Source organism: Tenuifilum sp. (assembly GCF_037481895.1).
Taxonomy (GTDB): domain Bacteria; phylum Bacteroidota; class Bacteroidia; order Bacteroidales; family Tenuifilaceae; genus Tenuifilum; species Tenuifilum osseticum.
This window is the reverse complement of the sequence record NZ_JBBFKU010000055.1, coordinates 1-12,543: the sequence shown is the minus strand read 5'-3', so window position 1 is coordinate 12,543 and position 12,543 is coordinate 1. Positions and strand designations below refer to the sequence as shown.

General features: G+C 44.4%; 9 protein-coding genes. 7 read left to right on the top strand and 2 right to left on the bottom strand.

Annotation, left to right across the window (positions count from 1 at the left end):
• Nucleotides 1-484 precede the first annotated feature (484 nt).
• Nucleotides 485-2,365 (top strand): (E)-4-hydroxy-3-methylbut-2-enyl-diphosphate synthase, encoded by a 1,881-nt coding sequence (gene ispG / locus WHS63_RS12650; RefSeq protein WP_445205418.1) that lies wholly within the window; start codon nucleotides 485-487, stop codon nucleotides 2,363-2,365.
• Between the two features lie 19 nt (nucleotides 2,366-2,384).
• On the opposite strand, the gene WHS63_RS12645 is transcribed toward ispG, so the two are convergent.
• The gene (locus WHS63_RS12645; protein WP_445205417.1) at nucleotides 2,385-3,776 is read right to left on the bottom strand and encodes an MFS transporter; all 1,392 of its coding nucleotides are present in this window, start codon (nucleotides 3,774-3,776) and stop codon (nucleotides 2,385-2,387) included.
• 91 nt (nucleotides 3,777-3,867) lie between these two features.
• Entirely contained in the window at nucleotides 3,868-4,215 is a 348-nt protein-coding gene (locus tag WHS63_RS12640; protein ID WP_445201088.1) for a hypothetical protein, read from the bottom strand.
• Nucleotides 4,216-4,442: 227 nt separating this feature from the next.
• Between WHS63_RS12640 and WHS63_RS12635 the strand changes: the two genes are divergently transcribed.
• The 6 genes from WHS63_RS12635 (at nucleotide 4,443) to WHS63_RS12610 (ending at nucleotide 12,458) form a co-directional block, all read left to right on the top strand.
• Nucleotides 4,443-6,734, top strand: a complete 2,292-nt coding sequence (locus tag WHS63_RS12635; protein WP_445205416.1) for an ATP-dependent helicase — start codon at nucleotides 4,443-4,445, stop codon at nucleotides 6,732-6,734.
• 668 nt (nucleotides 6,735-7,402) lie between these two features.
• The gene (tnpA, locus tag WHS63_RS12630; protein ID WP_445205415.1) at nucleotides 7,403-7,882 is read left to right on the top strand and encodes an IS200/IS605 family transposase; all 480 of its coding nucleotides are present in this window, start codon (nucleotides 7,403-7,405) and stop codon (nucleotides 7,880-7,882) included.
• A gap of 296 nt (nucleotides 7,883-8,178) precedes the next feature.
• Entirely contained in the window at nucleotides 8,179-8,769 is a 591-nt protein-coding gene (locus WHS63_RS12625; protein ID WP_369489578.1) for a DUF4290 domain-containing protein, read from the top strand.
• Nucleotides 8,770-8,781: 12 nt separating this feature from the next.
• Nucleotides 8,782-10,089 carry a UDP-N-acetylglucosamine 1-carboxyvinyltransferase gene (gene murA, locus WHS63_RS12620; protein ID WP_445205414.1) on the top strand — a complete coding sequence of 436 codons (1,308 nt, stop codon included), beginning with the start codon at nucleotides 8,782-8,784 and terminating at the stop codon, nucleotides 10,087-10,089.
• A gap of 97 nt (nucleotides 10,090-10,186) precedes the next feature.
• The gene (locus WHS63_RS12615) at nucleotides 10,187-11,566 is read left to right on the top strand and encodes a T9SS type B sorting domain-containing protein (RefSeq protein WP_445205413.1); all 1,380 of its coding nucleotides are present in this window, start codon (nucleotides 10,187-10,189) and stop codon (nucleotides 11,564-11,566) included.
• A 391-nt stretch (nucleotides 11,567-11,957) separates the two neighbouring features.
• Entirely contained in the window at nucleotides 11,958-12,458 is a 501-nt protein-coding gene (locus WHS63_RS12610; protein WP_445205412.1) for a hypothetical protein, read from the top strand.
• The last annotated feature ends 85 nt before the right edge of the window (nucleotides 12,459-12,543 follow it).

The window sequence follows — 12,543 nt, the reverse complement described above, 5'->3', positions numbered from 1 at the left end:
GATTACTTTTGAACCCTAACCACCTGATTAACAATTAGGCATTTTTTGATTTTAAATTATTTTGGACAGCTGTGATACAAATTGATGAAATTTTGGAAAAAATTGAAACTGCAAATAAAATAAGGCTTGAAGAAATTATTAGAAAATATAATGATAAGAAACTTTAATTTTAGTATTTAATGATTATTAACTATTGCTACACTCATAGAGTATTATAATCAAAAAAAATTACAACAAGTATATTCAAAAAGCCTGGTCCAGACTATAAAGTTGACGGAATGGTCTAATAAAACTAATTACCACGCAGTTTAAATAAATTCAAGCATAGAGTTTGTTTATTAGCATTAAGTGTTCTGTTAATTTAACCTGTGTAAATCAATTAAATCAGTGTAATCAGTGTTCTATTTTTTTATGTTCACCTCTCACCTTTCAACCCGGGTAATACTGTAAAAAGTATTTACTTTGCAGAATAATACTATTTGCCATGAGGAGCTACATCGATAGTATAGCTGAGTTTAAGCGCAGAATAACCGTTGAGGTTATGGTTGGCAATACTCCGCTGGGCGGAGGTAATCCTATACGGGTGCAGACCATGACCACTACCGATACCAACAACACGCAGGCAACCGTTGAGCAATGCATTAGGGCAATTGAGGCTGGAGCCGAGTTTGTGCGTATTACCACTCAGGGCACCCGCGAGGCTGCTAACCTGCAAAACATAAAGGGCGAGCTTATTGCCAGGGGCTATATCACCCCCATTGTGGCCGATGTTCATTTTAACCCTGCGGCAGCCCTTGAAGCTGCCAAGCATGTGGAAAAGGTGCGAATAAATCCGGGCAACTATGTGGACCCCCGCGCCAGGTTTGAAACCGTTAGCTACACCGACCAGGAGTATGCCGATGAGCTCAAACGCATTGAGGAGAGGTTACTTCCGCTAATTGAGATTTGCAGGGAACGAGGCGTTGCCATTCGCATTGGGGTAAACCATGGCTCACTTTCCGATAGGATTATGAGTCGCTATGGCGATACTCCCGCTGGAATGGTTGAGTCGGCCATGGAGTTCCTGCGTATTTTCAGAAAGCATGGGTTTAACCAGCTGGTTATCTCCATGAAATCGAGCAATACCCGTGTGATGGTACAAGCCGTAAGGCTTTTGGTTGCCACCATGGATGCCGAGGGTATGAATTTCCCGCTTCACCTTGGTGTTACCGAGGCTGGCGATGGCGAGGATGGCCGAATTAAATCGGCTGTGGGAATTGGCGCGCTCCTTGCCGATGGCATTGGCGATACCATTCGGGTTTCACTTACCGAGGAGCCCGAAAACGAAATACCGGTAGCAAGGAAATTGGTAAACTACTTTGCCAATAGGAAAACTTCGCCTAGCTTAAAAAGCATCGATAGCCTACCGTACAATCTGTACGAGTATAACCGGAGGGTAACCCCTGAGGTTAAAGGCGTTGGAGGAGCAAACCCTCCACGAGTATTTGCTTACATCAACGAAACTTTTACTGAGTCAACTGCCTATGCGTGGGGATGGAGATTCGATTCGGTAAAAAAGGTATGGCAGCCAACCGATACCGCACCCGACTACTTTGTAGTTCCCGGATTTGAACCAAACCCCAACCTCAATGGTTTACCGGTTATTTCGGAACATACACCCAATTTCCGCTTGATAAAGGTTGATGATTTTATCAACCAAAAGTCATTGGGTTCGGTGCTGTTAAGCGTTACCTATACCGATCTGTTAAACCCTAATCTGGTATCGGCACTAAAGGGAAGTCAAAACGTGGCGTTGTTGTTATCCACCAGCAATTCAAATGGATTTGCTGAGCAACGGGCTGCTGTGATTGAGCTGATGCGCCAGGAAATTAGCTTACCTGTGGTTGCCGCACGGGGTTACTCCGATGCCGAAAAGGAAGATTTTCAGCTTAAAGCTGCTGCCGATGTGGGTGGGCTACTGATTGATGGGCTGATTGACGGGGTAATGTTAACTTCGCCACTATCCCCTGAGGTGATAAGGAATACAGCATTTGCCATTCTGCAGGCTGCCCGAACACGAGTTACCAAAACGGAATATATTGCTTGCCCCGGCTGTGGACGCACGCTATTCAGCCTGCAGCAAACGCTACAAAAGGTTAGGAGCGCTACCTCGCACCTGAAAGGGTTAAAAATTGGGGTAATGGGTTGTATAGTAAATGGCCCGGGCGAAATGGCCGATGCTGATTACGGCTATGTGGGTGCAGGCCCCGGCAGGATTACCCTTTACAAGGGTAAGGAGGTTGTAAAGAAGAATATCCCTGAGGATCAGGCTATTGATGAGCTAATTGCATTAATTAAGGCGCATGGCGATTGGGTTGACCAATAAAATTGATGTTGAAATGCTTTTAAGCTTGATTTCCGTTCTTCCCACCCCTTGCCAGCGATGCCCAAACCCCTAAAACGCTTAAGGCTACAAATATTGCAAACGTAACACTGGCCGAAAGAATAAACTGCTTATGGTTTGATGCGTTTATGGTTCCCGTGCCAATAAATACATGGATTACCATGGTGGCAATACCCATGCTCAACATTTGGCCAACTAACCGCATGGTTGCCACTGTCCCCGATGCAAGTCCAATGTAACGTTTTTCAACCGAGCCCATAATGGCATTGGTATTGGGCGATGAGAACATTCCAAAACCAAGCCCCAGCAATCCCAGAACCACCCCAATGTAGGAAACAGCTGTTTCGTTACTGATAGGGATAAGCAGAGCCAAACCTACTGCAATTACTCCCATGCCTGCCGATGCCAGTATGCGTGGATCGTGCTTATCGGAAAGCCGTCCCGACCACGATGCTATAACCGCCATAACTAGCGGTTGAATAACCAGAAGCAAGCCAGCCTCGCGAGCACTTAAACCCTTGATGTATTGCAGGTAAAGGCTTAAAACAAAGGTTATGGCAAAGGTGGTTGCATAGTTTATCAGCGCAGCAAGGTTCGAAAGCGCAAAAAGCCTATTGACCCTGAAGAGCGATACGTTAAAAACCGGGTATTCAAGTTTCATCTGCAGCTTAACAAAAAGGGCAAGGCCTAAAAGGCCTACTACGGTTAGGGCTATAGCAACAGTGGATGGGAGTTTTGAGAACCCATACATCAGGGCGCACATCGATACTATAAATATACCTGACCCTAAAATATCGAACTTTTCGCCTTTGGCTTCGGCCCATTCGCCTTTAATGGTAAGTATAGCTGCAATCACGGCAGGTATGCCCAGCAATGCCGGGATGTAGAACAAGCTTCGCCACCCCAGTGCGTCAATCATTAAACCTCCAAGAACCGGCGCAGCCGAAAGACCAACATATACCGCAGTAACGTTCATTCCAATAGCTCTACCCCTTGCGTTGGGCGGGAACACTGATGTGATAAGGGCGATGCCAGTTGCAAACATCATGGCGCTTCCAATTCCCTGAACAACCCGCAATGCTATGAGTGTTGCACCATTGGGCGCAAATACGGCCAAAAGCGATGCCAATGCAAGCACCACATTACCGGTAAGGAAAACTCTTTTCCGTCCGAATATGTCGGCCAACTTACCTAGGGGCACCAGAAATACTGCCGACGAGAGCAGAAAGGCCATGGTTACCCAGCTCATAGTTATAGCATTTAGCCCAAACTCATGGGCAATCATTGGCAAAGCCAGGTTTATTGCCGACCCAATAAAGGGAGTAATAAACGATGTGAACATTACCAGGATTAGCACTACTGTAGATTCCTGATGTTTTTCCTGTGATTGCATATAAAAGATTACTTGGGGTAATTACAACAAAAATGTAGCCCCAAAGTAAATCAAAAAAAATAAACTTAAGTTTTTTAGCGAGATATCTACTCTATGAAAAGATTATTCCCCTTCCCCTTTTTGTGGCATTGTATTCCAGGAGCGTATTTTTAATTCTCCTGGCATCGCTCTTGGAAATGCAGTAGGCCGAGGCTCTGCCTCCTACTACCTTTACGTGAATATCGGCGCCAAACAGGTGCTCATCTATCATTATACTGCGGATATACCTGAACGATACTATTTGCTCATCGAACCCTATCAGGAATGGGTTGCGCTTACGTATGGTAATGGTTTCCTGATTGGTATCTACCTCAATATGCCAGGGGTTTAGCAGGTGGAACATTTTACCGTTGAATATCAGGCTGGCAATGGTTGACCGTGAATGTATTAATTTTTCCATTTTGGTTATCAAAAGGTTTTCCCATACTAAAAGTATAAAACAAAATCGATTTTTACAAGATGTATCCCTGCCGATGTGTTTGGTGGATTGCAGTTTCGCTATTAACCAGTATCGAATTTGACAATAAATATCGTTTCATTATAAAGCATGTTGATAACAAACTAATGATATGCTTGTTGTAATGGTATGCTACCACTACTTTTGTGGTAAATTTTTTTAGAGCTGGAATGACAAACTATTTGGATGAGTTAAGCGAGGTTCAACGCGAGGCGGTTACTTGCACTGAGGGGCCCAGCTTAGTGATTGCTTCGGCAGGTTCAGGTAAAACAAGGGTTTTAACATATCGCATTGCACACTTACTTACCCTAGGCGTTAAGCCATGGTCGGTTTTGGCGCTTACCTTTACCAATAAAGCAGCCAGGGAGATGAAGGAGCGTATTGCCCGCATTGTGGGGCATGAGACTGCTGCTAAGCTCTGGATGGGAACCTTTCACTCAATATTTGCTAAAATCCTGCGTAACGAGGCCGAGTTACTTGGATATAGCAAGAATTTTACCATTTACGACACCACCGACTCCAAGAACCTGATTGCCCAAATCATTAAGGAACTTAAGCTCGATGTTCAGGTGTATAAGCCCGGCGAGATTCTGTCGCGAATATCCATTGCCAAGAACAACCTGATAACGCCTCAAGCCTATGCACAAAATGCCTCCATCGTTTCGCAGGATATTAGCTCCCGCAAGGGTGAAATACATCGAATTTACACCCTTTACTCCCAGCGATGCCAAAAGGCTTCGGCTATGGACTTTGACGATTTGCTGCTGAACACCAATATTCTTTTCCGCGATTTCCCCGATGTGCTGCAAAAGTACCAGAATAAGTTCCGCTACATCCTGGTCGATGAGTATCAGGACACCAACTTCTCGCAGTATCTGATTGTAAAAAAGCTTTCCGAGAGTCACCGTAACCTTTGCGTGGTGGGCGACGATGCCCAGAGCATTTACTCGTTCCGTGGTGCAAAAATTGAGAATATCCTCAACTTCCAGAACGATTACAAGGACTATAAGCTGTTCAAGCTGGAGCAGAACTACCGTTCTACCCAAACCATTGTAAATGCTGCAAATAGCGTAATTGCCAAGAACCAGCGTCAAATACCAAAGGTGGCCTATTCCAGTAACGAGGTGGGCGAACCGATAAAGTTGATTAAAGCGTTTACCGATCAGGAGGAGGGTTTCCTTGTGGCTTCGGAAATTGTGAGCCTGGTGCACCAAGCCCATTGCAGCTATAGCGATATTGCCATTCTTTACCGCACTAACGCCCAGTCGCGTATTTTTGAGGAAACCCTGCGCAAGCGCAACATACCCTATCGTATTTACGGTAGCCTCTCGTTTTACCAGCGAAAGGAGATAAAGGACCTAATAGCCTACATTCGTCTTACAGTAAACCCCAACGACGATGAGGCTTTTAACCGGGTGGTTAATTACCCCGCCCGTGGAATAGGCGACACAACCATGGAGCACCTTCAGGCCCTTGCCAACCAGTTGGGACTTAGCCTTTGGCAAACCGTGGGTGAACTGGGTAAACATAATGGAGGGGTTAAACCTGCTGCTGCCAAAAAGCTTGAGGAGTTCAGGAATCTGATAGTGTCGTTCCAGCAAAAGGTTTACACTATGGATGCCTACGAGGCTGTGTATGCCATTGCTAACGCTTCGGGCATGCTCACCGACCTAAAGGCCGATAAGAGCCAGGAAGGGATATCGCGCCTGCAGAACATTGAGGAGATGCTTAACGGTATCCGCGAGTTTATTGAAGGTCGTAAGGAGGAGGGCATGGAGGAAACTGTAACCCTGGTCGATTACCTTGAGAACGTTGCCCTGCTTACCGATCAGGATACCGATAAGGATGGCGACAAAAACAGGGTTAGCGTAATGACCGTTCACTCCGCCAAGGGGCTTGAGTTCGATTACGTTTTTCTCACTGGACTCGAGGAGAACCTTTTTCCTTCAACGTTAAATATTAAATCGCCCGAAGACCTTGAGGAGGAGCGTCGCCTTTTTTACGTTGCACTTACCCGCGCTGCCAGAAGGGCATATATCACCTATGCCCAAACCCGCTATAGGTGGGGCTCGCCAACGCAATGCACTCCAAGCCGGTTTATCAAGGAGATAGACTCTGAATATATCGATGTACCCTATAGCGACGATGAGTTTGGGAGCACGGCCGAGAGGCAAGCTGTGAAGGGGCAAAACTTTGGCGGATTTAACCGCCAACCCTCCACACAGTCTGCATCGGCGTTCTCAAGGGCAAGCACTCAGGTGCCATCAGCTCCTAAAAACGCCAAGGATATATCGCCCGATGCCATTACGGTAGGAATGACCGTTTTCCACGCCAAGTTTGGCGAGGGTGTTGTGGAGGCAATTGAGGGTGTCGGGCCTAACCGCAAAGCTTTGGTTAGCTTTAACATTGTGGGCTCTAAGAATTTATTGCTTAAATTTGCAAACCTAAAACAGCTTGTATAAAACAATTAGCTGGTTAAGGTGGGGTAGAACCGAAACCTTAATCTATTCTGGGGCGAATTGATTGAAGGAAAATCTTTGGTTTCGCTGCGCTGCAGCTTGAGGTTATGATTAATTGTTCCTTCCCCAACAAATATTCCGCTGCGCTGCAGCTGAAAGAGGTGCGTAGTACCGTAACCATTGTACCCATTTGATTAATTATTCCTTTCCCCAACAAATAATCCGCTATGCTGCAACTTTAAAAGGTGCGTAGCACCGAAACCTTTGTACCCAAAATGCACACAAGCGAGCCATTAGGCGCGTAGCGCCGAAACATTATTCAACTCCTGAGCAAATAGATCAAAGGATAATCTATGGTTCCGCTGCGCTGCAGCTTGAGGTTATGATTAATTGTTCCTTTCCCAACAAATATTCCGCTGCGCTGCAGCTGCAAGAGTTGCGTAGCACCGAAACCATTGTACCGATTTGATTAATTATTCTTTTTCTCAACAAATACTTCCTTGCGCTGCAACTGTAATAGGTGCGTAGCACCGAAATCCTTGTACTCAAAATACATTCAAGTGAGCCATTAGGCGCATAGCGCCGAAACCTTTGTATTAAAGTATAATAAAGTATTTCATAAAATTGCATCCCATCAAAAATTAAAAACAATTATATTTGAAAAAAAGAGTATGGCTAACACATTTACCCAGTTATACGTACATCTAGTTTTCTCGCCTAAAAACAGAGATGCTTTAATAAAAAAATCGTGGAAAGAAAATCTGGAAAAATATATAACTGGTATTGTTCAGAACAACGGACATAAAATACTAGCAGTGAACTGTATGCCCGACCATATCCATATTTTTATTGGTTACAATGTAAACCAGTTAATACCCCACTTAGTGGAGCATATTAAAACTTCAAGTACTGCTTGGGTAAACGAAGAAAAACTTTCAAAATTCAAATTTGAATGGCAAAGAGGTTATGGGGCATTCTCACATTCGCGTTCACAACTCGATAGTGTAGTGAAATACATTCACAACCAGGAGCAGCATCATCAAAAGAAATCGTTTAAGGAAGAATATTTTGAGATTTTGAAAAAAAACGATATCAAGTATCAGGACGAATACCTGTTTGAATTCTTTGATAATGGAGGGGTGTGGGAATAATTCAAGTACCTTTAATTAAAAATTCAACCAGACTAATAAAAATGGGGAGATAGAAGCATTATTAGAGAAATGGGGCTGAAAGACTCGGAATGAGTCGGAATGATTCGGAACATTAGAATGGGAGGGAGTTAGAATACGTTAAATAGTAATGGGGAAACATTTTTTGTAGAAATTTGCCTATTGATTTCATCAATTAACGAATTTGGATTAAAATGAATTTTTTAGTGTACTTTTGTGATAAATAAGAATGTCTTATACTTCTAATATTTATTGCATTTCTTACTAAAACACTTTAGATGGATTACAATACCCAACGAAAAAAGCTGCGATTACCCGAGTACGGAAGGCATATCCAGCAAATGGTCGATCACATAGCAAGCATTGAGGATAGGGATGAGCGTAACAGGCTTGCCAAATCACTTATTGCCATAATGGGCAATCTTAATCCCCAGCTGAGAGCGGTTAACGATTTCCGCCATAAGCTTTGGGATCATCTTTTCATCATGTCCGACTTCAAGCTCGATATCGATTCGCCTTACCCCAGGCCCGACGTGGAAAAATATTACGAAAAGCCACGGAACGTTCCTTACCCCAGCCATCCCGTTAAGTTCAAGCATTACGGGCGAATTATTGAGCTGATGATTGAGAAGGCCATTGCAATGGACGAGGGTCCCGAAAAGGAGGCCTTTAAGCAGCTTATTGCCAACCAGATGAAAAAGGCCAATATTACCTGGAATAAGGAATCGGTTACCGACGACGATATATTTCGCGATATGCAAACCCTCAGCAATGGCAGGCTGGTTATGGCTCCGGGCTCAAAGCTGATTGATAAGCGCGAGGTTAAACCTACCGGAGGTAAGCGACCCAAACATCATCGTAAGCGTTAAAATATTTACTACATGGCAACATTTGAGGTATACGGTGGTAAGCCGCTAAAAGGCGAGTTACACCCGCAGGGGGCAAAGAATGAAGCCCTACAAATCATCTGCGCCACGCTACTCACAGCTGAACCTGTTACAATCAAGAATATCCCAAACATCCGCGATGTTAATAAACTAATTGAGCTGCTTCAGGGAATGGGAGTAGAGGTTCAGAGGCATAGCTCCTCGGAATGCACCTTTAGGGCCAAAAATGTTGATGTAGAATATCTTACCACAAACGATTTTAAGGTTAAGGCTGCTGCCATTCGCGGCTCAATCATGGTGGTTGGACCACTGCTGGCGCGATACGGCCGAGCATACGCCCCAAAACCCGGTGGCGATAAAATTGGCCGCCGACGCTTGGATACCCATTTCCTGGGATTCCAGAAGTTGGGCGCAACCTTTAACTTTGATACACGTGAGAATTTCTTTACCCTTGAGGGTAAAAACATGCGGGGGGCATACATGCTGCTCGATGAGGCCTCGGTTACCGGAACGGCTAACATACTAATGGCCGCGGTGCTTACTCCGGGCACAACCACCATTTACAATGCTGCATGTGAACCATACCTACAGCAGCTTAGCAAGATGCTGGTTAGCATGGGAGCAAAAATATCGGGTATCGGTTCAAACCTGCTTACCGTTGAGGGGGTTGAGTCGCTGGGTGGTTGCACCCATACCATACTACCCGATATGATTGAGATTGGTTCGTTCATTGGTCTTGCGGCCATGACTGCCAGCGATATCACCATTCGTAACGTATCGTATCCAAACCTTGGCATTATTCCCGATTCGTTCCGTCGCATGGGCATTGAGTTTGAGGTTATTGGCGATGATATCCATATTCCATCCCAGGAGCATTACGAGATTGATACCTTTATTGATGGTTCCATACTCACCATTGCCGATGCTCCATGGCCCGGGCTAACCCCCGACCTGCTCAGCGTTTTCCTGGTGGTTGCCACCCAGGCTAAGGGCTCAGTGCTAATCCATCAGAAGATGTTTGAGAGCCGACTATTCTTTGTGGATAAGCTAATCGACATGGGCGCTCAAATAATCCTTTGCGACCCGCACCGCGCTACCGTTATAGGTCACGATAGGAATATGAAGCTACGCCCAACCGTTATGACCTCGCCCGATATCAGGGCAGGCGTTGCCCTGCTTATTGCTGCCCTTTCGGCCGAGGGGAAGAGCGTTATTCACAATATTGAGCAGATTGACCGCGGATACGAGAATATTGATGGGCGACTCAATGCCATTGGCGCCGATATTCGTAGGATTGAATAGCCAAAATCATCAGAAATATTCTGCAAAACTTTATGCATAATTTTGCATCTTTACCGTTTAATAAACCAAAACCATACCGTTACACTAACTATTTCTGATGCGATTTTGGACTAAAATACACCTTGTGTTAATCGCCACTGCGAGTTGGGCCTTTGCCTCGCAGGCACAGCTAACTGCTCCGGGGAGGGTTTTAACCTTACTTACCCAGTACAGCAATACGGCTAAACAGGATTCAATATTTGTATTTTATGGCGATATTGGATCGCTTAGCGCTCGCCACACCACCGGGAATAGTGCCAGCTTTAAATGGTATAGGTATAACCCTCTAATCTCAAATCCTGCCTTACGGTTTGAACAGTTTGCGGAGGAAACAGGTGTTGCGCAAAGCAACCAATTAAGCCTGACCGAGGGTGGCTACAGAGTGGTAATCACTGATATTACCGATTCTACTGAAACCTTTACCTGCTGGCTTTTTACCGATAATGTTACGCTCAACCGGATTGACATATACAATAGCTGCCAGTTCCTTGAGCTTAACCCAATCACAACTCCCTCGTCGTACAACATTGCCTACGACCGGTTTGTTTACCATGACCTTTCGCGCTCAAATCAGCCTGAACGCAATACTTACGGACAGCAATACTTTGCAAATGTTACCTGGCAGGCATCGGAGAGCCGTATTGAGCTGCCATCGTCCTCAGCATTAAAGTTGGTTATTGAAAATCCTGCACCTCTGTATAATTCCACCTATACCGTTACCATCCAAAACCCGTTTGGCAGAACCTTAACCCTTACAACCCCGGAGGTTGCTGCCATTGCAACCAAGGCCGATAATCTGATTCAGGTTGACGAAAATGGAGTATGGAACGATTTTGATGCGAATGCCGAGTATGAGGCTCTGCTTGGCCTGAGGCTCGAAAGCAAAAGCCTGAATTGCGATTCCATTTACTGGCGCATTACAACCCGAAAGATTACACCTGAAAGCATCTATGATATTACTGTTTGGCGCGATAGTTCCTTGATTGCACAGCGCAACGAGGCATTCCCCGATAAAAAGGTAATGGTTCCCGGATTCTACAAGGTTTACCATTACTCGGTAAATACCCTCTCGGGGTGTATCGACTCGGTTATTACCGATATTAAGGTTGATTCCTCGCGCATTAGCGCCGATGCCATCCCCAATGTTTTTTCGCCCAACGGCGATGGCAAGAACGACCTTTTCCGCTTTTCCGACACCGATGAGAGCATCCGCTCCATCCGTTCGTTTACCATCCGTATATATAGCCGCAGCGGTAAGTTGGTGTACACCTATAGCGGCAATCCCCGCGATTGGGAAGGCTGGGATGGTCGCACCAGCTTAGGAGCCGAGGCCGCCGAGGGTGTTTACTACTACATTATCGAGGCCCGTGGCTGGGACGATCGTCGTTTTTCCCGTGGCCCCTACAAGGGGTTCCTGCACCTATTCAGGGGGAAGTAGGGCAGGGTATAGCGTTTGGTGTTTAGTTTTTAGTGATTATTGTAAATAGTTTATAACACTCTTGTGTTCGAGCGCGACTCCCTGTCGCGTTCGCTTTTTTCGCTTCACCCATCCCTATCCTTGCTGGCGCGGATATGTACACGTACCCTAAGCCTTTTCAAGCCGTTGTTCGAGCGTATCCCAGTAATCTGTTTTATTTTTTCGGAACTCGTTTGAAAATACTCAATAACATTTAGTCTGGAGTACGTGACTAAACAATTTTTTATTGATTTTAAAAAATATTATATAAATTTGATTTAAAATTGCTTTGAAACATATAAGATTGATTTAAAGGCACAACAGCAACATGGTTGAAATGAGCTAGCACAATCAAACTTAAATACTGAAAACTATGAAAAGACTGAATTTACTGATTATGATGTTCGCAATGGTATTGGTTAATACCGCTTGCGATAAGAATGATGATGAAGAACCAACCCCAACGTTCAAGCACATCATTGAACTCAATGAACTTATGGGGTATTGGCAACACCAATCCACCGAATACATGGGTGATGTGATTACCAACTGCGATGAACTTAGCGCATCATTTAATATTCCTGAAAATAAAAAGGGTTTGATTATTTTTGAGTTAGATATTAAACCCAAACAGCCGGGTGAAATTACCTATGTTGATGGATATTGTGATTGGCATGTGGGATGTTCATCTTACATTAACGATGGTTTAGATTTTATTTTATTTGATACTGAAAATAAAATAGAAATTGGTGATGGTGCGATATTTGAAATTTTATCATACAATAAAACAACAAGAGAACTGAAAATTAAATTTCTTAAACCAGATGAATATTATGTTCCTGTTGGTGCAATAATTACGTTTAAAAAACAATAAATTATTATAAAATCACTATTGTCCGACTAAAACGTAATTTCACCTGTTTGTTCACCATACTGCCTGATAATCAGTTGATATTTTT

Bases quoted from the DNA above. Each gene is read 5' to 3' on its own strand.
- WHS63_RS12610 (WP_445205412.1), top strand. From the start codon at position 11,958: ATGAAAAGACTGAATTTACTGATTATGATGTTCGCAATGGTATTGGTT.
- WHS63_RS12640 (WP_445201088.1), bottom strand. From the start codon at position 4,215: ATGGAAAAATTAATACATTCACGGTCAACCATTGCCAGCCTGATATTC.
- WHS63_RS12635 (WP_445205416.1), top strand. From the start codon at position 4,443: ATGACAAACTATTTGGATGAGTTAAGCGAGGTTCAACGCGAGGCGGTT.
- tnpA (WP_445205415.1), top strand. From the start codon at position 7,403: ATGGCTAACACATTTACCCAGTTATACGTACATCTAGTTTTCTCGCCT.
- ispG (WP_445205418.1), top strand. From the start codon at position 485: ATGAGGAGCTACATCGATAGTATAGCTGAGTTTAAGCGCAGAATAACC.
- WHS63_RS12625 (WP_369489578.1), top strand. From the start codon at position 8,179: ATGGATTACAATACCCAACGAAAAAAGCTGCGATTACCCGAGTACGGA.
- WHS63_RS12615 (WP_445205413.1), top strand. From the start codon at position 10,187: ATGCGATTTTGGACTAAAATACACCTTGTGTTAATCGCCACTGCGAGT.
- murA (WP_445205414.1), top strand. From the start codon at position 8,782: ATGGCAACATTTGAGGTATACGGTGGTAAGCCGCTAAAAGGCGAGTTA.
- WHS63_RS12645 (WP_445205417.1), bottom strand. From the start codon at position 3,776: ATGCAATCACAGGAAAAACATCAGGAATCTACAGTAGTGCTAATCCTG.